The 23,198-nt window shown below is 61.7% G+C and carries 20 protein-coding genes and 2 pseudogenes; 6 read left to right on the plus strand and 16 right to left on the minus strand.

The window, feature by feature from the left end; translation table 11 throughout:
- Window positions 1-169: 169 nt before the first annotated feature.
- Window positions 170-943, minus strand: a complete 774-nt coding sequence (locus M0D67_RS31060; RefSeq protein ID WP_154560732.1) for an SDR family oxidoreductase — start codon at window positions 941-943, stop codon at window positions 170-172.
- Between the two features lie 265 nt (window positions 944-1,208).
- Between M0D67_RS31060 and M0D67_RS31065 the strand changes: the two genes are divergently transcribed.
- Window positions 1,209-3,014 (plus strand): acyl-CoA dehydrogenase, encoded by a 1,806-nt coding sequence (locus M0D67_RS31065; protein WP_266240870.1) that lies wholly within the window; start codon window positions 1,209-1,211, stop codon window positions 3,012-3,014.
- A gap of 52 nt (window positions 3,015-3,066) precedes the next feature.
- Here the strand turns inward: M0D67_RS31065 and M0D67_RS31070 are convergent, their stop codons facing one another.
- On the minus strand, window positions 3,067-3,960 hold the full coding sequence (locus M0D67_RS31070; protein WP_266240871.1) for an IclR family transcriptional regulator: 894 nt from the start codon (window positions 3,958-3,960) through the stop codon (window positions 3,067-3,069).
- 103 nt (window positions 3,961-4,063) lie between these two features.
- Window positions 4,064-5,356 (minus strand): MFS transporter, encoded by a 1,293-nt coding sequence (locus tag M0D67_RS31075; RefSeq protein WP_154560735.1) that lies wholly within the window; start codon window positions 5,354-5,356, stop codon window positions 4,064-4,066.
- A gap of 203 nt (window positions 5,357-5,559) precedes the next feature.
- Here M0D67_RS31075 and M0D67_RS31080 point away from each other — a divergent pair, with 203 nt between their 5' ends.
- Window positions 5,560-5,931 carry a BON domain-containing protein gene (locus M0D67_RS31080; RefSeq protein WP_168435711.1) on the plus strand — a complete coding sequence of 124 codons (372 nt, stop codon included), beginning with the start codon at window positions 5,560-5,562 and terminating at the stop codon, window positions 5,929-5,931.
- A 95-nt stretch (window positions 5,932-6,026) separates the two neighbouring features.
- Here the strand turns inward: M0D67_RS31080 and M0D67_RS31085 are convergent, their stop codons facing one another.
- From M0D67_RS31085 to M0D67_RS31110, 6 genes are all read right to left on the minus strand, one after another.
- Entirely contained in the window at window positions 6,027-7,175 is a 1,149-nt protein-coding gene (locus M0D67_RS31085) for a DUF1501 domain-containing protein (protein WP_154560737.1), read from the minus strand.
- Between the two features lie 5 nt (window positions 7,176-7,180).
- Window positions 7,181-8,722 carry a DUF1800 family protein gene (locus tag M0D67_RS31090; RefSeq protein ID WP_154560738.1) on the minus strand — a complete coding sequence of 514 codons (1,542 nt, stop codon included), beginning with the start codon at window positions 8,720-8,722 and terminating at the stop codon, window positions 7,181-7,183.
- Window positions 8,723-8,796: 74 nt separating this feature from the next.
- Window positions 8,797-9,330 carry a periplasmic heavy metal sensor gene (locus tag M0D67_RS31095; protein WP_154560739.1) on the minus strand — a complete coding sequence of 178 codons (534 nt, stop codon included), beginning with the start codon at window positions 9,328-9,330 and terminating at the stop codon, window positions 8,797-8,799.
- Window positions 9,327-9,746, minus strand: coding sequence for a hypothetical protein (locus tag M0D67_RS31100; RefSeq protein WP_171927194.1), 420 nt, complete (start codon window positions 9,744-9,746; stop codon window positions 9,327-9,329). The genes M0D67_RS31095 and M0D67_RS31100 overlap by 4 nt, the downstream gene beginning before the upstream one ends.
- Window positions 9,743-10,318 carry an RNA polymerase sigma factor gene (locus tag M0D67_RS31105; protein ID WP_171927195.1) on the minus strand — a complete coding sequence of 192 codons (576 nt, stop codon included), beginning with the start codon at window positions 10,316-10,318 and terminating at the stop codon, window positions 9,743-9,745. Before M0D67_RS31105 ends, M0D67_RS31100 begins: the two co-directional genes overlap by 4 nt.
- 32 nt (window positions 10,319-10,350) lie before the next feature.
- Entirely contained in the window at window positions 10,351-10,671 is a 321-nt protein-coding gene (locus tag M0D67_RS31110; RefSeq protein ID WP_171927196.1) for a YXWGXW repeat-containing protein, read from the minus strand.
- 369 nt (window positions 10,672-11,040) lie between these two features.
- Between M0D67_RS31110 and M0D67_RS31115 the strand changes: the two genes are divergently transcribed.
- The 4 genes from M0D67_RS31115 (at window position 11,041) to M0D67_RS31130 (ending at window position 15,796) form a co-directional block, all read left to right on the plus strand.
- The gene (locus M0D67_RS31115) at window positions 11,041-12,831 is read left to right on the plus strand and encodes a phospholipase C (protein WP_266240872.1); all 1,791 of its coding nucleotides are present in this window, start codon (window positions 11,041-11,043) and stop codon (window positions 12,829-12,831) included.
- Window positions 12,832-13,031: 200 nt separating this feature from the next.
- Window positions 13,032-14,483: a cytochrome-c peroxidase gene (locus M0D67_RS31120; RefSeq protein WP_154567139.1), complete on the plus strand. Its 1,452-nt coding sequence runs from the start codon at window positions 13,032-13,034 to the stop codon at window positions 14,481-14,483.
- Between the two features lie 84 nt (window positions 14,484-14,567).
- Complete coding sequence (locus tag M0D67_RS31125) at window positions 14,568-15,260, plus strand: HAD family phosphatase (RefSeq protein WP_154567138.1); 693 nt, start codon at window positions 14,568-14,570, stop codon at window positions 15,258-15,260.
- Window positions 15,261-15,547: 287 nt separating this feature from the next.
- Window positions 15,548-15,796, plus strand: a complete 249-nt coding sequence (locus M0D67_RS31130; RefSeq protein ID WP_154567137.1) for a hypothetical protein — start codon at window positions 15,548-15,550, stop codon at window positions 15,794-15,796.
- Between the two features lie 174 nt (window positions 15,797-15,970).
- Here M0D67_RS31130 and M0D67_RS31135 read toward each other — a convergent pair.
- From M0D67_RS31135 to cyoA, 7 genes and pseudogenes are all read right to left on the minus strand, one after another.
- Window positions 15,971-16,900 (minus strand): annotated as a pseudogene (locus tag M0D67_RS31135) (cysteine--tRNA ligase); the annotation flags it as partial.
- 293 nt (window positions 16,901-17,193) lie between these two features.
- A complete protein-coding gene (locus M0D67_RS31140) occupies window positions 17,194-18,324 on the minus strand; it encodes an IS110 family transposase (protein ID WP_266240873.1) in 1,131 nt (376 codons plus the stop codon).
- Between the two features lie 130 nt (window positions 18,325-18,454).
- Window positions 18,455-18,928: pseudogene (locus tag M0D67_RS31145) on the minus strand (class I tRNA ligase family protein); the annotation flags it as partial.
- A gap of 317 nt (window positions 18,929-19,245) precedes the next feature.
- Window positions 19,246-19,602 (minus strand): cytochrome o ubiquinol oxidase subunit IV, encoded by a 357-nt coding sequence (gene cyoD, locus M0D67_RS31150; RefSeq protein ID WP_093644557.1) that lies wholly within the window; start codon window positions 19,600-19,602, stop codon window positions 19,246-19,248.
- Entirely contained in the window at window positions 19,603-20,208 is a 606-nt protein-coding gene (gene cyoC / locus M0D67_RS31155; protein WP_154567135.1) for a cytochrome o ubiquinol oxidase subunit III, read from the minus strand.
- On the minus strand, window positions 20,208-22,196 hold the full coding sequence (gene cyoB, locus M0D67_RS31160) for a cytochrome o ubiquinol oxidase subunit I (RefSeq protein WP_154567134.1): 1,989 nt from the start codon (window positions 22,194-22,196) through the stop codon (window positions 20,208-20,210). Before cyoB ends, cyoC begins: the two co-directional genes overlap by 1 nt.
- 3 nt (window positions 22,197-22,199) lie before the next feature.
- Complete coding sequence (gene cyoA / locus M0D67_RS31165; RefSeq protein ID WP_154567144.1) at window positions 22,200-23,099, minus strand: ubiquinol oxidase subunit II; 900 nt, start codon at window positions 23,097-23,099, stop codon at window positions 22,200-22,202.
- Window positions 23,100-23,198: the final 99 nt, after the last annotated feature.

The raw sequence follows: 23,198 nt of genomic DNA on the forward strand, positions 1-23,198 counted from the left end.
TTCACATCCGCCGCGTGACGGTCGCGGCTGGCTAATGAATCAGGGAAATCAGTTGAATCAGCGGCTTCAAGAACGACCGAGGTGGCGCCCAAGCTCCATCTTCGCAATGGCGTTACGGTGCACTTCGTCAGGGCCGTCCGCAAAACGCAGCGTATGCGAGACCTCTCAATCAAACAATGATCGAGCCGCCATCCACCGCGAAATACTGGCCCGTGATATGACGCGACGCTTCACTCGCGAGGAACACGATCGGACCTTTGAGGTCCTCGTCGCCGCCGAGACGCTGCAACGGCGTGCGCGAGACGATGTTGTCTTCGAGTTTGTCGAGCAAGCCCGCCGACATCTTCGACGGGAAAAATCCCGGGCAAATCGCGTTGACGTTGATGTTGTACTTGCCCCATTCCGCGGCGAGCGCACGCGTGAAGTTAATCGCCGCGGCCTTGGAGGTGTTGTACGCAATCGTGTTCATGCCGGGTGGCGAACCCTTCAGCCCCGCCACCGACGCGATGTTGATGATCTTGCCCGCACGACGCGGGATCATGCTGCGCTTGCCGACTTCACGAGCGACAAAAAACGGCGCATGGACATTCAGATTCATCACCTTGTGCCACGCTTCGTCGGGATAGTCCTCGGCAGGTGCGCCCCATGTCGCGCCCGCGTTGTTCACGAGAATGTCGATGCTGCCATGCAGGCCGAGCACTTCGTCCACGAGACCGGGGATACCCTCGAAGCGCTGCAGATCGTTGACGATGGTCTGTACTTCGATACCCCGGCTTTGCAGATGCATTTTTGCTTCGGCGAGTTCATCGGCCTTACGCGCGGTGATCGCCACGCGACAGCCCATTTCTCCGAGTGCTTCAGCCATTTGCAGGCCTAGCCCGCGCGAGCCTCCGGTGATCAGTGCAACCTTGCCGTCCAGTTGAAACAGGTCTTTCACAGACATTACGACGCTCCTCCAGGTTGTTCTGCAATGCAGACTTTCATTCCAGATTTTCCAACCATCATACGTGCCGAAATTCAGCCTGTAAATAAAAGCACGATCATTCACTTTTGATTTAAACTGACATGCATCGACGATGGGCGGGTCACCGGGACTTACCCGAATACCGCACTTTTCAATCGAGCCGCGTCTATGCGATTTCGTGGGTTTCCGCGCTTGTCGCGTAGTTGTTCTGCATAGCGGCTTACCTTTGGACGGGTCTTCTCCCATGCAAGATGCGCTGATCATCAACTCGCGTGATCTGGAATTCCAGTTGTTCGAGGTGCTCGAGGCCGAGACGCTCACTCAGCGCGCGCGCCACGCCGACCACACTCGTGAGACTTTCAACGCGGCGCTCGAAACCGCTCATGCGGTCGCCGCCGAAAAGTTCGCACCGCACAACCGTCTTTCGGACGAGCACGAACCGCAATTCGACGGTCAACGCGTCACGATGCCCGCCGAGGTCAAAGACGCACTCGACGCGTTCCGCTCCGCCGGTTTCCTTGCGGCAGGCAAAGACTACGAATGGGGCGGCATGCAGTTGCCCTCGGTGATTGCCTTTGCGTGCCTGTCGCTCTTCAAGAGCGCCAACATCGCCACCTCGTCTTACGCGATGCTGACCACGGCGAATGCGAACGTGATCGAGCGTTTCGGCAGCGCCGCGCAGAAACGCAAGTATCTGCAGGCCTTATTCGAAGGCCGCGCGTTCGGGACAATGGCGCTGACCGAGCCGCAAGCGGGCTCGAGCCTCTCGGACCTCGTCGCCAGTGCAACGCCTAACGAAGACGGCACCTATTCGATCCGCGGCAACAAGATTTTCATTTCGGGCGGCGATCACGAGTTGAGCGAGAACATCGTTCACCTGGTGCTGGCGCGCATTCCCGGCGGGCCGCCGGGCGTCAAAGGCATCTCGCTCTTCACGGTGCCGAAATTCCATGTGAATGACGACGGCAGCCGCGGTGCGCGCAACGACGTCGCGCTCGCGGGTTTGATTCACAAGATGGGCTGGCGCGGCACCACGTCGACGATGCTGTCGTTCGGCGAGCGCGGCGAATGCATCGGCGAGCTGGTGGGCGAACCGCATCACGGTCTCGCGTATATGTTCCACATGATGAACGAGGCACGCATCGGCGTCGGCCTCGGTGCAGTCATGCTCGGCTATCGCGGCTATCTGGCATCGCTCGATTACGCGCGCGAACGGCCGCAAGGACGTCGCCCGGATAACAAGAATCCGCTCGATCCGCAATTGCCGTTGATCGAACACGCTGACGTGCGCCGCATGCTGCTCGCACAAAAAGCTTATGTGGAAGGCGCGTACGCGCTGTGCCTGTACGCGGCGCGCCTCGTCGATGAACAGAACACCGGCGAGAGCGACACCGCACGCGCCGAAGCGGGCCTGCTGCTCGATCTGCTGACGCCGGTGGTGAAGTCGTGGCCCTCGCAGTGGTGCCTCGAAGCGAATAGTCTGGCGATCCAGATTCACGGCGGCTATGGCTATACGCGTGAATATCCGGTCGAGCAGTTCTACCGCGACAATCGCCTGAACTTGATTCACGAAGGCACGCACGGTATCCAGGCGATCGATCTGCTCGGCCGCAAAGTCGTGATGAAACAGGGCGCGGCGCTGAAGCTGTTGGGGCGTGAAATACAGCGCAGCGTCGACTCGGCTCGCGTTCATCCGGCACTGCAAGCGTATGCCGATTCACTCAGCCAGGCATGGAGCGAATTGGCCAGCACGGTCGAAGCGTTATTGCCCACGCTCGCCAGCGAAAGCGAACGCGCGCTCGCCAACGCGAATGCTTTTCTCGAAGCGTTCGGTCATATCGTGATTGCGTGGACGTGGTTGCGCCAGGCGATCGTTGCAAGCGCCGCGCTACCTGAGGCGAAGAGCCAGGCCGACGGTGACTTCTATCGCGGCAAGCTGCATGCTTGCCAATGGTTCTTCCATTGGGAATTGCCGCGCGTCTCGCTGATGCTCGCCACGTTGCGCAGTCTCGACGATACGACGTTCAGCATGGCGCCTCAGTGGTTCTAAGCGCTACCGCTCAATGCGGCTTTCGATGCCGCTTGATACCGCCAGACACTGCTCAATGCGACAGCGCGACTTCCAACTGCGTCACCACGTCGATCAGACGTGGCCGCACTTCTTCGAGCAGGAATTCCTTCGAGAGCCTGAACGAAGGTCCGCCAACATTGATCGCCATGATCGGCAACTCACCACCCGGCTGGAACGCACGCGCGATGCCGTTCACCTCTTTCTGCCAGTCCCCGAAAGAAGTCGTCACGCCGAGCGTGCGGTAATCTTCGAGCGCATTCTCGATGCCGCGGCGGGTTTTCGGCCACTGGACGTGATCGAGCTCACGCACCTGCTCCATGAAGCTGAGACGATCGTGTTCAGGGATCGCCGCGAGCCACGCCCGGCCAATCGCGGACGTGGCGACCGGAATACGCGAACCGACTTCCAGCGTCAGCGTGAGCGCAACTGAGGCCCGGCAATTTTCCACATAGATCATCGAGAGCCGGTCGCGCGTACCCAACGACACGGTTGCGCCGATGACATCAGCCAATTCCTGCATCACCGGCCGGGCGATCTTGCGGACATCGAGCCGGGCCAGCATCGCGCTGCCCAGCGCGAGCGAAGCCGTGCCAAGCCGGTATTTGCCGCTCTCTTTCAAATGAATCAGATAGCCGAGCAGCGTCAGCGTGTGGGTCAGACGCGATACCGTCGATTTCGGCAGCTTGCAGCGCAATGCGAGTTCCTGATTGCTCAGCGATTTGTCGCCTGAGCGAAAACACGCCAGCACCTCGAGCCCGCGCGCGAGTGCCGTGACGAAATGCCGGTCGTCCTTGTGCGCCTCGTGCGCCGTCCGGCTCGCGAGAACCGAATTTGCGCTAACGGATGCAGCGGGTGTCTGCTCACTGTCTCCCGCGCTCGGGTCCTCAACCGGGTTATCGATCGGGCTTTGATTGGTTTTGCTCAAAATGAAACGCGCTCCCGCGAAACGGCACCATCCGAAGGACAAACCATAGCCCGGATAGAGAGTGTTCCGGGCTGCGGAATTATAGACAAACGCAAAAAACCGCTCAGACTTCTTCGGTCGGCGCGGATACCACTGGACTGAAAAAGTAAACGACCGCGCCGATCGCAAGCGGCACGACCGTCACGGCAAACAACGCCGAATAGATCCCCGCGTTCGATAGATGCGCCCGTTTGGCGACACCCGCGATCCAGCCGAAACAACTGCTGGTCAGCGCCACGCCGAGAAAAACGAGGCTGTTGAGCAGGCCCAGACCGAGGCCGAGCCGGCGCGGTGCAATGATGGCACGCGCTTGCGACATCACGAGCGGATGGATCGAGCCGACCGAGAACAACACGCAGATCAACGCGACACTGACGCCCCAGTTTCCGTCCGGACTGACCGCGAGCACCAGTGCCGCCAGCACGCCGGCAATCAGCCACAGCAACGAAATAAGCTTGGGTGCACAGAACCGCACGACCACCGGAATACAGAAGGATGCGGCGATCCCGATCACGCTGGTGATGGTCATTGCATTGCCGCGCGCGATAACGTCGAAGCCGTAGACGTCGGCGAGATACGGCCCACCCCATGACGTACGGAACGTGCTGCCGACCGAGAGCGCGAGGCAGGCCGGCATCAAGGTCCAGAAGCCGGTGCGCCGTTTCACCGCGCTTGCCGCATGTTGCGATGCAGCGAGGCTCTGTTCATGCACGGCTGCATCGCGCCGGCGCACGAAGCATACGACGCCAAGCGTCGCGCATAGCATGGCTAACGAAGCGGTAACCATGACCGGACGCCAGCCGAAGCTGGCCGTCGCACGGCTCAGAGGAAATGCGGCCAGCAATGCGCCCGCCATGCCGATCGCGCTCGCGGTCGTGACAGCGCGTACATTGCGCGTGCCGTGGCCGGTATGGAGCACGTAGTTGAGCAGCCCCATAAAGATCGGCGCGCAACCCAGTCCGATGCCGGCTTGCGCCATAAGCGCCACTGTTGCGCTCGTCGTCATCGAAAGGATGCCGGCACACACGGCGCCGATGCCCATCAAAAGCGCGGTCGGTCCGCGCACGCCGTAGCGGTCGAACATGACGCCGACCGGCAGTTGCGCGATGGCGAACACGAGGAAGAACGAGCCCGCGAACCAGCCGAACATTTGCGGAGAGAAATGAAAATCACCGATCAACTGGGTGGAAATCACAGCGATATAACTACGGAAAAACTGACTCAGTACGTAGCTGAAGGTCAGTGCCCACAAGCCATAATCGATCGACGATGCAGCGGCATCCGTGCGCGGTTCGAGTAGTTGTTGCTGTACGCCATCAGACATCTGCGGTTCGCCCCGGATGATCGAAGCCGTCATGATAGGCGAATCGGGCGACGGGCGGCCAGGTCAGTTTTTTCAACGCTCGCGCGTTTGCTGGAGTATTGTTTAAGCGCGCCGGGAGCTTCACGACGTCACTCTTCTACAAGACCGGAGGCTCCATGCGGGCTGCAAAGTGCTTGCAGGCGCGTGTTTTTTGCATGCAACGATGCGAAATCAACTTTTCGAGGAATGGAGAAAACGTGAAAACAGTCAATCTTTTGAAGGCGCTCGGCATCGCATTGTGTGTGGCGACTGCGTCCAGCGCCTATGCCCAGTCGAGCGACGCGATGGCGTCGGGCAGCATGATGGCACCGGCTCCGAATTCGAAAGCGATGAAGAGCACGGACCGCAAGTTGGGTCTGGCCGTGCGCAAAGCTTTGGGCAAAGCGCAGGGTTTTGATGTGTCGAACGTGTTTGTCAAGGCGCGCAGCGGTGCGGTGACGTTGACTGGAACGGTGCCCGATGGCGCGCAAATCCCACAAGCTGAGGAAGTGGCCAAGGGCGTTGCAGGCGTGACGTCGGTGAACAACAAGCTGACGCTCGGCACGCAGGGCGGCGGCGGTGGGGGTTGATCGCGTCTGACGATTGACGAACGACGACCAGTTACGACAGGTAGCGCCGCAAGAGCCAATTTGCGGCGCTGCCTGTCGTTCTGGCGGTTTTCAGCTTATGCGCGCACGAGCCCTGTGATCGGGCGCATGGCCCCGGTCTGGCCGAACAATGTGGCGGCCGTACGCTGCGGATCGAGTCCGAGGCTTTCGCTTGCGGCGCCGGCGAGCAACGCATCCAGCGACATTGTCGGCTTGAGGTCGCGCGCTTCGTATAGGTCGCCCGGTTTCAGGCCAGGCCAGTCGGCGAGCACACGTCCGCCCGCCACCGCGCCGCCCAGCATCATCGCCACCGAGCCGGTGCCATGATCGGTGCCCCCCGTGCCGTTGGCGGCGGCGGTTCTGCCGAACTCGGTTGCCACCACCACGGTGGTCTTGCTCCACAACGGCCCCATGCCGTCGCGCAACGCCGCCAGCATCGTGTCGAGCGCTTTCAACTGATTGGCGAGGCGTGCGTTCTGCGCAGTGTGCGTGTCCCAGCCACCGGTTTCGATCATCGCAATGCGCGGGCCATCGTCGCGTGACAGAAAACCAGCGGCGAGCTTACCGAGGCTCACCGGGTCCTGACGCGCTCCGGCGTCGCCCGCGAGTCCGCGTGCGGTCATGGCCGACTCCCATAGCGGGCGCAATTGCGCATCCTGGTCGTACAACTGCGAGACCCGCATGAGCAGATCGTCAGGCGCCTGCGGCAACCCCGAGGGCGCGTACGAGGTCACCGGCGCGTTGCCGCGCAGCGCCATCGGCACGGTCGGCGCGAAGGCGATCGCATTCTCGCGCGTAGCGGGCATCGATGCGACGAGCCGGTTCAGCCAGCCGTCCTTCATCTGATACGGCGAGGTGCCGCCGGTCTCCAGCACGTTCTGCCCGTCGAAGTGCGAGCGGTCGCGATACGGCGACGCTACCGCGTGCACGAACAGCGCTTGACGATCCGCATACATCGCGGCGGTCTGCACCAGCGAGGGATGCAGCGCGAAGGTGCCGTCGAGCCGGGTCGCCTTGGATGCATCGATCGCAAGCGCACCGCGCAGTGTCGCGTAGGCGGGTTCGGCGTACGGCACGACGATGTTCAGGCCATCGGCCGCACCGCGCTGGATCACGAACACGAAGCGGCGATCCGTGGCGACGCTGGCAAACGCGATCCGTGGCGATACGAGAATCGCGCCCGCGCCGGCAGCGGCCACGCTGAGAAATTTGCGGCGTGAAAACATGGCGTTCATCTCCGTTGAAAATCCGGCGAGACCAGCAACAGGGCGATCGCCGTCGATGCGCTTTCGGCACGCGACACGGCCGCGGCAGTCGGCGCACTGAGCGAGCCGGCCAGCAAAGTCTGGCCGAGCGAGCGCGCATCGAGCCGGTCGCCGACCCGCGACGCGAAACGCTGTGCCACTTCGACCCGGCGCACCAGCGCATCGGGCGCCGCCCAGCTCGCGGCAATGTCGTCGTAGCCCGCAGGCGAACCCGGCCGCCATACCGGCTGACCGAGTTGCGTCAGGATGGGCGCGGCCTGCATGTTGCCGATGTCCTGCCAGCCGAGCCCGCGCATCGAAGAAATGGTCCATTCCCACGGCGTCTTGAACTTCACCGCGGCCGGCGACCACGCCTGCGGCATGTCGAGCAGCGTCCGATACACGGTCGGCAGATCGCCGCCGCTGCGCGCGAACGCATTCGCCAATCGCTCGCTTACGTCCGGCGGCGGATTGTCCGCGACGAAGTGACGGGCAAGCTTGCCGCCGATGTGCTGCGCCGTCGCGGGCGCGCTCGCGAGGTCGTGCAGGATCGCCAGCGCCTGCTTTTCTCCCGGCTGGTCGTAGCGGCGGCCCATGATGGTTCGCGAACCCGGTTCGTGCAGCGCGACGCGAAACACAAACGTGCCTGGAGCGGCGTTCGTCTGCAGACCCTGCCCGCGCGGGTTGCCGGCATTGCCAGGATTGCCCGGATTGCCGGCAAGGCTCCAGCCGGTCAGCGCGCGGGCGAATTCGGTGACGTCGTCCTGGCTATAGCCGCTGCGCACGCCGAGCGTGTGCAACTCCATAATTTCGCGCGCCAGGTTCTCATTCAGACCGCGTTTGACGTTCGGATTGCGCTCCGCGGCGCGCATGGCCGCCATGCTGTCCGGCCCAACCGAACGCGTCTGATCGAGAAACAACTGCATGGCCGGATGACGTTCGACGGCGACCAGCATGTCTTCGAAACGGCCAAGCACGTGCGGGCGGATCGCTTCCGCTTCGAATGAACCGGCCAGTGCCGCGACGGCGGGCTTTTCCGTCGACACCGCGAAGTGATTCGCCCAAAAATGAACCAGCCGCTCGATGAAAGGCGTCTCTGTGGTCAGCGCGCTAGCAACCCGCGCGTTCACCGAGGAACGGTACATGTCGAGAATTTCCCCGCGCAGCGCTTTTCGTTCGGCTTGCTTAGCAGTTTGTGCGGCGGTTTCTGATGCGCTTTGCCCGGTGGTTTGCGGGTTGGTTTGCGGGTTGGTTTGCGCATTCGTCTGGCTGGCGGCTGCGCCTTCGTTGGCGTTCTGTTGGGTCTGCCGGTTCAGTTGATTCAACTGCATGCGCTGCTGTGCCAGTTCGCCGGACAGTGCCACCGAATCAGGCTGGCTCGCCCACGCGGCAGGCCGCGGCTGATATTGCTCGAACTGCGCGAGCAGCCATCCCTTCGGGTCGGCGGGCGGCGTATCGTCGGCACGCGCGCCGAGGCCGAAGCGGTTCAGCGCAATCGCCGCGGCATTCATGTTCGGTGATGTGGCCATACCATCCTCTTGGGCGTTGGATATTTCTTTAAACGACCGCCACGCTCAAATCCGTCGCGGCCGTTCAGAATTTTTTATTCGCCCGACGATTCACTCGAAGATTCACTTGCGGCCGGCTTCGGTGGTTTGTTCGCGTTGGCGGCCTGCTGCGGTTCACGCCACTGTCCGCGCAGCTTCAGGCTGTCGGCGAATTGGATGCGCTCCTCAGGCGACAGCGTCGCCGCAAAATCCGCCACACTGCCCTCCACTTGCGCGCGCAAGCTGCTGTCGGCCTCACGCGTGCGGGCCAACGCTGCGTCCAGTGCCGCGCGATCGAACTGCGGCGCGGCGAGCAAACGCAACACTTCGTGACGTCCCTCACGGCCCTCGCGGGCAAACTGCTTGCCCTCGCGGCGCGCATTCTTCAGGCCGTCGATAAAAGCCTTCTGACGCTCGGCCGGCAGCGTTTCGGCAGCAAAGCGCAACGCCGTGCGCTGCTGCGCCAGCACCGTGGTAGTCGCGCCATGCGCCGCAAACCATTGATAAGCACCCCCGACAATCGCGCCCAGCAGAAACACGTTGAGCACCAGCGAAGCCACCAGCACGATTTTCCATGACCGGCCGTTCATTCGCCGCTCCAATCGGCGGACGAACCACCGAAACTCGAAGTTAAATAAGAGGACTCGTGCATTTGCGGAACCGTCCCCGTCAACACAAAGAACGAGACCGCGAAGGCGCCGGCCACTCCGCCCAGCACGCCGACGCCTGCCACCGCCGCACCCGACCACCACAATTTCCGGCGTGGTGCGCTCGGCCGCCGCACCGGTGCGCTGCCGATGATGCGCTGCTGCAATGCCGCGCCAGGCGGATCGACCTTGTCGGCGGCCAGCCATGCATCGAGGCCGGCCGCGTCCGCCAGCAACGCGTCGGCCTCGGCACGATGCGCCGCGGCCCAGGCCTCTGCCGCCGCGCGTTCGTGTTGCGGCCAGCGGCGCGGATCGGCGCCGTAGGCTTCGACGATCTGATGGAATCTTTCGGGCGTCATGATTTGTCCTTGCTAAGGCCGCTGCCGGCCAGTTGGGCGCGCAGATTGCGGCGCGCACGTGCCAGCAGACTTTCCAGCGCATCGACCGTGATGCCCATCAGGGCGGCAGCGTCGATGTTCGACATCTCCTGGTAGTAATTCAGCACCAGCGCCTCGCGCTGTCGTGCCGGCAATGCGGCAAGCGCCTCGCGAACGCGCTTGTCCTGGGCGCGCGCTTCAAGCGCGGCGTCGGGCAACGCGGCGGGGTCGATCTCGTCGGGCATGTCGTCTTGCGGGACTTCGCGGCGGCCGCGCAGACGGTCATAGCAAAGATTGAGCGCGACACGATGGACCCACGTATCGACCTTCGCCTCGCCTTCCCGCCAGCGCGAAGCCTGTTTCCAGATCCGCACGAAGACCTCCTGCGCCACGTCTTCCGCTTCCATGCGGTCCCCCAGCATGCGCGTGGCGAGTGCGAGCAGACGCGGCAGCTTGCGCGCGACGAGCGAGCGGACGGCGGCCGGGTCTTGCCGGGCCACCCCCTCGAGCAATTCCGCATCGGGATCCCGTTCGCTCAAGGCATGCGACTCCACAGCGCGCGTAAGAGCACCACGGTGCTCAACGTTCAGGCCCAATGGCCTTCGACCCAGCGCCAGTTAGGTCCGCGCTGCACCCAATGCCCCGGCACCCAGCGATAGCCGACGCGCACCGGCTGCCAGTGGCCCGGCACCCACACATAACGGCCGTGGTCCCAACGCCAGCGGCCCTGATCCCAGACGTAGCCGGCACGCGGCGCCGGCATCACTTCGACGCGCGGCGGCGGCGGCGCCATCGGCGCGACGATCACCGCCTGCGCGAAAGCCGGCGCAGCCGTCAGTGCGGCAGCGCACGTAATCGCTGCAGCGAGCACGGAAGTCAGAAGGCGGACCGGTTTGGTCGATGTCATGTTGGTTTCTCCCATAAGAACTGAAGCCAGAAGCGGCTGCGTTTCTTCTTGAACGCAGTAGCCCGAAAAATCCGTCGCTTTGATTGTCATTGAAAGAATCGCGCGCAAGCATGCGAATCGTGGAGGCCAGAACAGCCTTTACACCTCGGCCCCGCGCAAGCGGAACGACAGCAAGCGTTATTGAAATGAATGGCAGCCGATAGGTGACGTAATGTTCGCGCCCTCAAATCTTAATCAGCGGGTGTTTCAATGCGCCCAGTTTCTAGCGGTAAGACACCTTAGCTGTATTTCTAACAATATCCCCAGCGAACATCCACACGTGCATTACTGGAAACGCTGAACGGCGAAGTCGAATCTGGAGCCAGTCACATGTTCCGTAGAACCCTCTTACCCATCCCGTTTGCCGCGATGCTTGCGCTCGCAGCTTGCGGCAACAATAGCGTGAACTCGACGGCGTCCACGCCGGCGGCTGCATCGACGCCGGTAGTCTCGGTGTCGGCGCAGGATGCCGTCACGACGGCCACGCCGATCAAACACGTGGTGGTGATCTTCGGCGAGAACGTCTCGTTCGACCACTACTTCGCAACCTACCCGCAAGCCAACAACCCGGTCGGCGAGCCGCAATTCAGTGCGGCCGCAGGCACGCCGTCGGTCAACAACCTCAGCACCAACAACCTGATCGCAGCGAACCCGAACGCGCTGTCGACCTCACCGAACACGGCAGGCCGCACGGTCGGCGCGGTGACGATCGCGGGTCTCGGCCTGCCGGCCGCCGACCTGCTGCCGTTCCGTCTCGATCGTTCGCAAGCCAATACGTCGAGCCAGAACCACGCGTATGCCGCGGAACAGCTCGCGTATAACAACGGCGCGATGGACTCGTTCCCGCTGTTCACGGCGTCGGGTTCGACCATTGCCGGCAGCACCGGCGCGTTCGCCACGAAGGGCCAGGTGCTCGGTTACTTCGACGGCAACACGGTCACGGCAATGTGGAACTACGCGCAGAACTTCGCGATGAACCAGAACGCGTACACGGACACGTACGGTCCGTCGACGCCTGGCGCACTCGAAGTCATTTCGGGCCAGAATAACGGTGTCGTGGTGACGGGCGGAACCTCGGCCAACGCGATTCCTGACTCGGCCGGCGGCTTCACGATGGTCGGCGACCTGGACCCGACCGGTGACGTCTGCACGATCGCGGCAGGCAGCGCGGTGACGGGTGCGATGACATCGAAGAACATCGGCGACCTGCTCAACGCGAAGGGCCTGACGTGGGGCGGCTTCATGGGCGGCTTCAATCTGACGACCACCAATGCCAACGGCACGACCGGTTGCGCACGCTCGACGTTCTCGCAAGTGCTGAACGCGACCAAGGTCGACTACGTGCAACATCACGCGTGGTTCCAGTACTACGCCAGCACGGCCAACCTCAAGCACACACGTCCGACTTCGACGGCACTGATCGGCGCGACCGATCCGCTCGACAACACGGCAACGCCGGTTCACCACCAGTACGACACCGACGACTTCTTCGCCGCGGTGAAGGCGGGCAACTATCCGTCGGTGAGCTTCCTGAAGGCGCCGGCAGTCGGCGACGGTCACCCGGGCAACTCGGACCCGATCGACGAACAGGCTTTCGTCACGAAGGTGATCAACTTCCTGCAGCAACAGCCTGACTGGAAGAACACCGCCGTGATCATCGCCTACGACGATTCGGACGGTTGGTACGATCACCGCTACATGGCACCGACGAGCTCGTCGTTCGATTCGACCACGGCGCAATCCGCGGGCGGCGCAACGATCGCCGGCACCGACAACCTGAGCGGCACGGGCCAGTGCACGGCAACAGGCGCGGTTCAACCGCAGGGTGTGAATGGCGGTGCGGTGAACGGCCGTTGCGGCCCGGGTACGCGCACGCCGTTTATCGTGGTGTCGCCGTGGGCGAAGGTCAACTTCGTCGACGATACGCCGATCACCCAGGCGTCCGTGGTCAAGTTCATCGAGGACAACTGGCTCGGCGGTCAACGCCTTGGCAACGGTTCGTTCGATGCCACGGCGGGCAGCATCATGAACATGTTCAACTTCTCGGGCTCGGGCAACAATCCGACGGTGTATCTGGACGAGAACCTGGGTACGAAACTGTCGGCGCCGCCGGCTAGCTGACCCGCAAACGTGCGGACTGCCCTTCCGGTGCACCTGCCGTCAAGTCATGTACGAGCGCTGCTCGTGCATGACGACACCAAGCGCCGCGCGAAGAAGAGCACGAAACACATCAAGCTGTAGTTGGGCGTCGAGCCAGTGCAAACGTGCTGGCTCGATTTGCTTTTTGATCGCACCCGATCGAGTTACTTGTCACTACCGCCATGAATCATCCTTCAGACGCCCTGCTGCCCCCGCATTTGCCTGCCGGCGGTGAGCCGGGTCCCGTCATTACCCGTCGCGCCTGGCTCAGGCTGCTTGCGTGGAGCGCCGCCGGCATCGTGCTCGCGCTCGTCGTGGTTTGCGCGTACGCGCTCGTCTACCCGGAACGGATGCCGCCCGCAGTTGGCTCGATCGTCGAGGAAATCACCGGCGCGAATCCTCATCCGATTCATTTGATGCGTCCGCAAGACGCGCCGCTGAGCGCGGTTGCGCTGCTCGGCAAACAGATTTTCTTCGACCAGACGTTGTCGGCATCGGGTATGCAATCGTGTGCGTCATGCCACTCGCCACAGCATTCATATGCGCCGGATAACGCGTTCCCGGTCCAACTCGGCGGCGCGCACATGGATCAGGCCGGCTACCGGCCGCCGCCGTCGCTGACGTATCTGTACCGCCAGGCGCCGTTCAGCATCGGGCCGGATCAGGGCGATACCGACGTGCCCGTCGATATGACCCAACTGGCGACACAGGCCGCCGGCGTGCAGCGCGCACAGAAGACGGCGCTTGCCGCGCCCGCCGCCCCGGCGATGGTACCGCAAGGCGGACTGTTCTGGGACGGCCGCGCCGATACGCTGCAAATCCAGGCGATCGGTCCGCTGATGAATCCAGTGGAGATGGCCAACGCGACGCAAGAGGATGTCGCGCGCAAGCTGCTGCAAACCAGATATCTGGAACAGTTCAAACAGATCTTCGGGCCGGGCGTCGTCAATAATCCGAGCCTGCTGATCTCGGAAGCCATGTTCGCGGTGGGACGGTATCAGACCGAGGATCAGTCGTTCCATGCCTTTACCAGCAAGTACGATTACTGGCTCGAAGGTAAAGCGCGGCTGACCCATGCTGAATTGCACGGCTTGCAGTTGTTCAACGATAAGGACAAGGCTAATTGTGCGGGCTGCCATTTGAGTCAGCCTAGCAAGGATGGCTTGCCGCCCGTGTTTACCGACACTCAGTACGAGGCGCTTGGCGTGCCGCGGAATCCGGCCATTCCAGCGAACAAGGATCCGAAGTTCTTCGATATGGGCGTGTGCGGGCCATTCCGCGACGACATGACGAAGGAGACGCAGTACTGCGGGATGTTCCTGACGCCGACCCTGCGCAATGCTGCCGAGCGCAAGGTGTTCTTCCACAACGGCGTGTATCACGACCTCAAGCAAGTCATGGACTTCTACAACTTGCGCAACACGGCGCCTGAGAAGATCTATCCGCGCGATGCTTCGGGCAAGGTACAGAAGTACAACGATCTGCCGGCCCAGTATCACGCCAATGTCGACGTTGCCGATGCGCCGTTCGATCGCAAGTTCGGGGATCAGCCGGCCATGACGGATCAGGATATTCAGGACATCATCGCGTTTATGAAAACGCTGAGTGACGGGTACAAGGCTGCAGGGTCCTGATTCCCACCAGGGCCGTTGCGCAGCGTCGCGCGAGCCGGTGAGGTATCCTTGCCGGTTCCGCGACCTCTATCCATACCCTGCCCGATGGCCGATTTCCCTTTCGACGCCGTACTCTTCGACTGCGACGGCGTGCTCGTCGACTCCGAACCCATCACCAACCGCGTGCTGACCGAGATGCTCGGCGAGTTAGGCTGGCAATTGAGCGTTGAAGAGGCGATGCAAATTTTTGTCGGCAAGGCCGTCAGGGATGAAGCCGCACTCATCGAAGCGCGCACCGGCTTCGCGATTACGACGGATTGGCTCATGCAATTTCGTGCGCGCCGCAATGAGGCGCTCGATCGCGAGCTGGTGGCGATCGATGGCGCGGCGTCGGCAGTGCGCGCGCTTTACGCGTCGCTCAACGGACGCATTGCTGTCGCGTCCGGCGCCGATCGCATCAAAGTGGAATTGCAACTGGTGAAGGCCGGCATTCTCGACTGCTTTGAAGGGCGCATCTCCAGCGGTCACGAAACACCGCGCAACAAGCCGTATCCCGATGTCTATCTCGCCGCGGCCGCCAGCCTGGGCGTAGCACCGCAACGTTGCGCAGTAGTTGACGATACCGTCACGGGCGTGACTGCAGGCGTGGCCGCCGGTGCCACCGTGTTCGGCTATTGTCCGAAAGAACTGAGCCACAGCAGCGCCACGGCCTTGCATGGCGCGGGCGCGGTTCACGTCTTTCGGGACATGGCCGACTTGCCCGCGCTGCTCGCCGGATGGCGCGGTGTGCAGGGTTGAGGGCGCGCGCCCTTACTCGACGACGTTACTCGAAGGCGGGATCGATCGGCACGCGATATCCGACCGCGAGACGGTCGGTCTCGTTCGCCATACCGACCGTAGCTGTTGGTAGTGCGCCAACATCGTAGCGTCACGAGTCGGTGTATCTCAACCATCTTGCGCTCGCGAGACCGGCGGATGTGGGCGGCATGCGGCGTTGCGGTGGATGGCATGGTGTGTGCAATGGGAACCAATGAGCGCGGCGCTACCCGGGCTCACTGCCAATCCAACCTTGCCGGAGATCCACCATGAAAGCGCTAGTCCTCAAAGACCTGCCCTGCGTCGACGAACTCGATCGCTCGGCTTCGCAATCCGTCCGCGGCGGCATCGCCTGCCTCACGCGAGAAGCGCCGCCGGCTTGCCCCGGCGGAATGATGCCACCTGTCGTCGTTCGGCGTGGCTGGGAGTGTCCGCCGATCCATTGGGGTTGTGGGCCTGTCCATTTTCCATACGGCAAGCCGCCTTGCCACTCTGAGCCGGTGGTGGTGCCGCTTTAGGCCACGCAAGAAACCGCATGAAGATAGACGGGCCAGCATGGCGGCCCGTCTACTTTCATGGCCCCGCTTTGCACGCACAGATCGACGTTCAATTCTGGCGATGCGCCGTCGGCTATGCGGGCACGGCAGCCGCCCGGCCTGAAAAAGCCTGAGTGCCGCCACGCCGGGATATCGTTACTTCGCTGTCTCGCGCGGACGCAGCACCTGCCCACCCGGACCGTCTTCCACTATCCAGCCCTCGGCTCCTAATCGCTCACGCAGTCGATCAGCCTCATTCCAGTCCCTAGCCGCGCGGGCCTTTTCACGCTCATCGAAGAGAAGCGCGATATCGGCGGGAATATCAGGCACTTCTTCCTTCCAGTCGGCAAGCCGAAGTCCGAGCACGGCGTCGAATCGATCGACCGTCGCACGGCGCGTCGCCGCCGGGAGATCGCTTCTCACCACATCCCACAGAACAGCAAGCGCGCGCGGCAGATTCAGATCCTGATCGACCTCAGCCTTGAAACGTTCGACGCTATTTGCATCGGGCGTGCCTCCTTCCGGCCATTGCACATAAGCTCGACGCAAACGGTCCAACGCGGATTGCGCGGCATCGAGCGCGTCGAGATTGAAGCGCAGCGTGCTCCGGTAATGCGCGCCGAGGCATAAGTAGCGATAGGCGAGCGGATCGATGCCTCGATCGATCAACGTCTGCAAACGCACGAAGTCGCCTCCCGATTTCGACATCTTGCCGGCGTCCAGCGTGAGGAAATGGCCGTGCATCCAGAAGTTCGCGAGGCGGGTTCCATGCCGTGCCTGAGTCTGCGCGATTTCATTGCTGTGATGCACGGCGATGTGATCCTCTCCGCCGCAATGAATATCGAACCATGGGCCCAGGTATTTTGCCGACATCGCCGAGCATTCGATATGCCAGCCGGGAAAGCCCCTGCCCCACGGGCTCTCCCACTCCATTTGCCGCATGGTGTCCGGCGGACTGAATTTCCACAGCGCGAAATCCGTCGCGTGCTGTTTCTCTCCCAGCGCAACACGCTTGCCGGCCTGCAGGCCAGCGACATCGAGACGTGCGAGAAAGCCGTAATCGTCCTGTTGATATGACTCCCCGTGTCAAGTGGGCGATTTTCAGGTTTTTTTCTTCATAAACGTTTTTTGAATTTCCTGAGGGCGGCGTAGCAGCAAATCTAACGACGGTGGATCACGCTGATATTCGCGGATTGGATACCGCATTACAGAGGTCCGTGTCATGAGCCTGCCGCTTTCTTGCTACGCAAGTCGGCGTGATGCCGTTGCCAAACAGGAGCGCGGGTTACTCGAATACCGGGCTACGCCGCCTTCAGGAAACTCTCCGGAGTGTGTGGGTGTTGGGTGGTTACATGCACTTGTGTGGTTATTTGCACGCGTTACGCCGGCTGACCGCTTTGCGGTACCGCCAGGGTCATCCCCATCCGGCCAATGTCCCAGATGAAGCCGGCCAGTTCACGGGCGACCGCGATGATTGCAACCTGGGGGCTCTTGCCTCGCGCCACCAGTTTGCGATAGCGACGACACAGCCGCAGTTGCGCATCCCAGGCGCGATCAATAATGGCCTTGGGAATACCTTCATGCCGTCTCTGGATGTCAACGCTTACACGTGCCGGATGTCGGTAGCTCCAGGCTGATTCGACCAGCAGCTTTCTTGCATAACTGTTGCCGGCCTTGGTGATACTGCCCTGACGTCGCTTGTCGCCCGAAGAATGCTCCGACGGCGTGACGCCGAGCCACGCCATCAACTGGCGCGGGTGTTCAAAGCGCGACAGGTCGCCCAGTTCGGACACCAGTCCCACCGCCGACGTGAACTGGATGCCGCGCATCGCCTGCAACGCCAGTACCACCGGATAGAACCGCCAGCCAGCGACGGCTTCCCGTAGCGCCACTTCCAGCCGTTCGCATTGCGCCAGCCGGTCCTCGATCGTACGCCGGTGTTCATTGAACGTCAGTTGCTGCCAGGTACTGTCGAATGAAAGGGTACTCAGCCAGCGCCGGTGGGCCGGGCCCCAATTTGCCCGGCCGGAGTACTGTACGCCGTGCGACAGCAGGAAAGACTTCAGCCGCTGGCGTGCTTGCTTCAGATCGTCCCGGACGGACGACCACGCCCTGGCCAGATCGCGAAACGCCTCGTCTTCCACGGTCGGCACGTGCACTGCGGACAGATCGCCGGCTCGCAGCGAGCGCACGAGCTTGATCGCGTCACGCCGGTCGGTCTTGACGCGATCGCCGGGCTTTTTCGGAATCAGCGATGGCGCACAGACCATACAATCGAAGCCTTTCCCGACAAGCCGGCGATGCAGGCCATAACCACAAGGGCCGGCCTCATAGACAACGTAAACATGGCGGGCTTTCGACTGCAACCGCTTGCACAGGCGATCGACTTCGATCTGCGTCGTGCCGGTCTTGCCGAGCAGTTCCACGTCGTCCAGGCCGATCGCGTAGGCAACCGTGATCGAGTCCTTGTGAACATCCAGCCCAACGTACAACGTGCTATCCTGGTTCATGCTGGCCTCCGTGCCGGAAACAAACCGTTGAGTGGTGGCTCCGGCCACACTCTTGCGGCTCTGGCAGCATGCTAACCCGCGCTTCACTTCCCCACGGCGGCCAGCCTTGCTGCCACGGGAGTCATACTGACTTGCTCGTGTCGAAGTAGACGCCGTCGACCGTGCGGTACGTATAGCCTTTGCGTTCGAGTTCGGCAATGAAGTCGATCTGCTCGGCGATGTGATCAGTCGCGCGGCACCACAGGGCAGGTTCGAGCAGGTTCAACGCGCGCCAGTCGTTCATGAAGGCTTCGGTATATCGCTCGGCGATCGCCCACGCCGATTCGCCGGTCCGCCTGCTGCCCTTCTCCATTTTGTCTTCGCCTTCGTCGGCATCGGAAACCAGATGACCGACGTCGGTGATATTGACGACGTGCCGCACGGCGTAGCCGTTCAATGTCAGCACGCGTCGCAGCACGTCTTCGAACACGTAGGTTCGAAGGTTGCCGATATGCGCGTGGTCGTACACGGTCGGGCCGCAGCAATACAGGCCCACATGGTCCGCTTGAATCGGCGTGAAAGCGCGTAAGGCGCGCGACCAGGTGTCGTACAGGACGAGTGGCATGTGAATTCCTGTGGTGTTGAGCGTGTAAGAAACAAAAAAACCACCGGTCTTGTGACGGGTGGCCTCAGGGACGCGGACGTGGTCAGATCGACTCGCTAGACGCACGCTCCCCTTGGCAGGCTGCAACAGCATGCGTGCAAAGAATGCGAACGGGAATGGATAGAAGCGATCATGGAAACGATGCTAACGTGTGTTTCGAGGCCGGTCAATCCTGAATCGCGGCGCGGTGTCCGAATCGTGCGCCTTCGGAATGCATGAAGAAGCCCCGCAAGGTTTTCACCTTGCGGGGCTTCTTCTCGACCTACGGCGTTTTCCGCCTAGCGGGACATCATGTGCATGCTGACGTTATGCATGATCCACAATGACCCGACGATCAGAATCACGGCCGTGAGCACCGTAAAGCCGAACGCCATGACGTTCCAGCGCTGTGCCGACGACGCGTTCATGTGCAGGAAGAAAATCAGATGCACGACGATCTGCACGAACGCGAGGCCTGCGATCGCAAGCAGAGCGTTCTCGCCGGTCAACGTCCCGTTGAGGACGAGACCGAAAGCCGCGGCAGTCAGGATGACGGAGAGAATGAAACCCACCGTATAGCTGCCGAAGCTGCCGTGACTTTCCCCCCCGTGTCCTTCGTCCGGGTGTGCCAGGTGTGAGTGATGGCTATGGTCCATTTAGATCACGCTCGCAAGATAGACAAAGGTGAAGACGCCAATCCACACGACGTCCAGAAAGTGCCAGAACAGGCTCAGGCACGTCAGGCGAATCATGTCGCGTTCGGTCAGATCGCGATGACGCATCACCTGCACGGCGAGCACCACCATCCAGATCAGGCCACACGTCACGTGCAAACCGTGCGTGCCGACCAGCGTAAAGAACGACGACAGGAACGCGCTGCGGCTCGGACCCGCACCCTCTGCGATCAGGTGCGAGAACTCGCGCATTTCCAGCACGAGGAACGCGAGACCCAGCAGGAACGTCACGCCGAGCCAGAAGAGCAGCACGCTCTTCCTGTTCTTGTGCGCGCCCAGCATCGCGAAGCCGTACGTGATACTGCTCAGCAGCAGCATCGAGGTTTCAAGCGCGACGCCTGGGATCTCGAACAGATCCTTGCCGGTCGGGCCACCCGCGAACTGGTGGCCCATCACCGCGAATACGGCAAAGAGCGCGGCAAAGATGATGCAGTCGGTCATCAGGTACAGCCAGAAACCGAATACCGATTGCGACGGCACATGGTCCGGCGCGAGATGCGGCTGAACCGCAATAGTCTTCTGTAGCATCAGTCCACCTCTACCGCAATGTGGGCACCAGCGCCGGCGCGTTTTTCTTCAATCAACGCGACCGTGTCGGCCGGGATGTAATAGCCGTCGTTGTCCTGGAAGCTATAGACGATCACCGTGCCGATCGCGCCGACCAGGCCGACGATCGCAAGCCACCAGATGTGCCACACACCGGCGAAACCGAGCGCCAGCGAAAACAGGCCAACCAGCAGACCCGCTGACGTATTCGACGGCATATGAATGTCGCGATACACCGGCTCTTTTTGCTGCGTTTTACGCGACTTCATATCGGTGAACGCGTCCAGCTTGCGCACCGTCGGGATGAGCGCGAAGTTGTACACCGGCGGCGGCGAGCTCATCGCCCATTCCAGCGTATGACCATCCCACGGATCGCCCGAGACGTCGCGATTTTCCGGCAGATTGCGGTCGCGGATACTGACGTACAACTGCGCCAACTGGCAGGCAATACCGATGGCGATCAGCCCTGCGCCGAACGCAGCGAGGATCAGCCATGGATGCCATGCCGGATTGTCGTAATGGTTCAGACGACGCGTCATGCCCATGAAGCCGAGCACGTACAGCGGCATGAAGGCGACGTAGAAGCCGACCAGCCAGAACCAGAACGCAGCCTTGCCGAGTTTCTCGTTCAGCTTGAAACCGAACGCTTTCGGGAACCAGTAGTTGAAACCGGCCAGATAACCGAACAGCACGCCACCGATGATCACGTTGTGGAAGTGAGCGATCAGGAACAGGCTGTTGTGCAGCACGAAGTCCGCGCCCGGGATCGCCATCATCACGCCGGTCATCCCGCCGATCGTGAACGTGATCATGAAACCGATCGTCCACAGCACGGGCGTGGTGAATTCCAGGCGGCCCTTGTAGATCGTGAACAGCCAGTTGAACACCTTCACGCCGGTCGGAATCGCAATCACCATCGTCGCAATGCCGAAGAACGCGTTGACGTCAGCGCCCGAACCCATCGTGAAGAAGTGGTGCAGCCACACGAGGAACGACAGCACCATGATCGCGCAGGTCGCCCACACCATCGTCTTGTAGCCGAACAGCGGCTTCTTGGCGAAGGTGGCCACGACTTCCGAGAAAATACCGAACGCCGGCAGGATCAGGATGTACACCTCCGGGTGACCCCATGCCCAGATCAGGTTCAGGTACAGCATGGCGTTGCCGCCGCCGTCGTTCGTGAAGAAGTGCATGCCGAGGTAACGGTCCAGACCGAGCAGCGCGAGCGTCACGGTCAGGATCGGGAACGAGGCCATGATCAGCACGTTGGTGCAGAGCGCGGTCCACGTGAACACCGGCATCTTCATCCAGGTCATGCCCGGGGCGCGCATCTTCACGATCGTCGCAAAGAAGTTCACGCCGGTGAGCAAGGTGCCGATACCGGACAACTGCAAACTCCACAGGTAGTAGTCGACCCCGACACCCGGACTGAACTGCAATTCCGATAGCGGCGGATAAGCCAGCCAGCCCGTTTGTGCGAATTCACCGATCACCAGCGACACGTTGATCAGAATCGCACTGACCGCGGTCATCCAGAAGCTCAACGAGTTGATGAAGGGGAACGCGACGTCGCGCGCGCCGATCTGCAGCGGCACGATCAGGTTCATCAGGCCGATCATGAACGCCATCGCCATGAAAAAAATCATGATGACGCCGTGTGCGGTGAACACCTGGTCGTAGTGATGCGGCGGCAGATAGCCAGGGCTCATATAGCCGAGCGCCTGTTGCAGACGCATCATGATCGCGTCCGAGAAGCCGCGCAGCAGCATGATCATCGCCACGATGATGTACATGATGCCGAGCTTTTTATGGTCGACGGAGGTCAGCCATTCCGTCCACAGGTAGCGCCATTTGCCGAGATAGGTGACCGTGCCGAGCACGGCCAACCCGACGAGCGCCATGAAGATGCCTGCGCCCACGATGATTGGCTCGTGGTACGGAATCGCATCGAGCGTAAGTTTTCCGAACATGCGTTACCCCTTACCCTTAGGCGCACAGTTGGCGTCGTTCATGTTGTCGAGGACGTTACCGTTGTTGTATCGGGCAATGATGTTGTGAAAGAGCTTCGGATCGACCGACGAGAAGTAGCGCACCGGCTCCTTCTCCGTAGGCGCCGACATCGCGTGATAGCGGTCCATGTCGAGACGGTCGGACGAGGCGCGTACCTTGGTGACCCACGCGTTGAACTCGTCGGGCGACGTGGCGAGCGCGCGGAACTTCATGTCCGAGAAACCCTTGCCGCTGAAGTTCGCCGCGGTGCCTGCGTAGTTGCCGGCCTCGTCGGCGATCAGATGCAGACGCGTTTGCATACCTGCCATCGCGTAGATCTGGCCGCCGAGTTGCGGAATGAAGAAGGAGTTCATCACCGTGTCGGACGTGATGAGGAAGTTCACCGGCGTGCCGACCGGGAACGCCAGTTGGTTCACCGATGCAATGCCGAGGTCGGGATAGATGAAGAGCCACTTCCAGTCGAGTGCGACGACTTCGACGTTGATCGGCTTGACCTGCGATTCGAGCGGCTTATACGGATCGAGCTCGTGCGTGCTCTTCCACGTCAGCACGGCGAGGAACAGAATGATCAGCGTTGGAATCGTCCAGATGGCGATTTCGATGCCAGTGGAATGCACCCAGCCCGGCTTGTATTCGGCATTCCGGTTCGACGCGCGATAGCGCCATGCGAACAGCAGCGTGAGCGCGATAACCGGAACGACCACGATCAGCATGGCCCAGACCGACGTGGCAATCAGCTCACGTTCCGCCAGACCCACACTCCCCTTCGGATTCAAAATATCGAGGTTGCTGCAACCCGAGAGCAACAACACGAGGCCGGCGGAAAGGAAACCTGTCGACCCTCGCAGCGTCTTTCCTTTCATATCCATTGCCTTTCTTCCACGACTTCAACGAACGTCATTCGACCGCTCTCCCTTAGTAAGCGATCGCATAATAGGGGGTCGTCAAGGGGATATAAACAC

The sequence above is a fragment of the Paraburkholderia sp. SECH4 genome (genome assembly GCF_030511745.1).
Classification (GTDB): domain Bacteria; phylum Pseudomonadota; class Gammaproteobacteria; order Burkholderiales; family Burkholderiaceae; genus Paraburkholderia; species Paraburkholderia madseniana.

Bases quoted from the DNA above. Each gene is read 5' to 3' on its own strand.
- M0D67_RS31130 (WP_154567137.1), top strand. From the start codon at position 15,548: ATGAAAGCGCTAGTCCTCAAAGACCTGCCCTGCGTCGACGAACTCGAT.
- M0D67_RS31085 (WP_154560737.1), bottom strand. From the start codon at position 7,175: ATGTTTTCACGCCGCAAATTTCTCAGCGTGGCCGCTGCCGGCGCGGGC.
- M0D67_RS31120 (WP_154567139.1), top strand. From the start codon at position 13,032: ATGAATCATCCTTCAGACGCCCTGCTGCCCCCGCATTTGCCTGCCGGC.
- cyoA (WP_154567144.1), bottom strand. From the start codon at position 23,099: ATGAAAGGAAAGACGCTGCGAGGGTCGACAGGTTTCCTTTCCGCCGGC.
- cyoC (WP_154567135.1), bottom strand. From the start codon at position 20,208: ATGCTACAGAAGACTATTGCGGTTCAGCCGCATCTCGCGCCGGACCAT.
- M0D67_RS31110 (WP_171927196.1), bottom strand. From the start codon at position 10,671: ATGACATCGACCAAACCGGTCCGCCTTCTGACTTCCGTGCTCGCTGCA.
- M0D67_RS31100 (WP_171927194.1), bottom strand. From the start codon at position 9,746: ATGACGCCCGAAAGATTCCATCAGATCGTCGAAGCCTACGGCGCCGAT.
- M0D67_RS31115 (WP_266240872.1), top strand. From the start codon at position 11,041: ATGTTCCGTAGAACCCTCTTACCCATCCCGTTTGCCGCGATGCTTGCG.
- M0D67_RS31090 (WP_154560738.1), bottom strand. From the start codon at position 8,722: ATGGCCACATCACCGAACATGAATGCCGCGGCGATTGCGCTGAACCGC.
- M0D67_RS31065 (WP_266240870.1), top strand. From the start codon at position 1,209: ATGCAAGATGCGCTGATCATCAACTCGCGTGATCTGGAATTCCAGTTG.
- M0D67_RS31095 (WP_154560739.1), bottom strand. From the start codon at position 9,330: ATGAACGGCCGGTCATGGAAAATCGTGCTGGTGGCTTCGCTGGTGCTC.
- cyoD (WP_093644557.1), bottom strand. From the start codon at position 19,602: ATGGACCATAGCCATCACTCACACCTGGCACACCCGGACGAAGGACAC.
- cyoB (WP_154567134.1), bottom strand. From the start codon at position 22,196: ATGTTCGGAAAACTTACGCTCGATGCGATTCCGTACCACGAGCCAATC.
- M0D67_RS31125 (WP_154567138.1), top strand. From the start codon at position 14,568: ATGGCCGATTTCCCTTTCGACGCCGTACTCTTCGACTGCGACGGCGTG.
- M0D67_RS31140 (WP_266240873.1), bottom strand. From the start codon at position 18,324: ATGAACCAGGATAGCACGTTGTACGTTGGGCTGGATGTTCACAAGGAC.
- M0D67_RS31060 (WP_154560732.1), bottom strand. From the start codon at position 943: ATGTCTGTGAAAGACCTGTTTCAACTGGACGGCAAGGTTGCACTGATC.
- M0D67_RS31075 (WP_154560735.1), bottom strand. From the start codon at position 5,356: ATGACGGCTTCGATCATCCGGGGCGAACCGCAGATGTCTGATGGCGTA.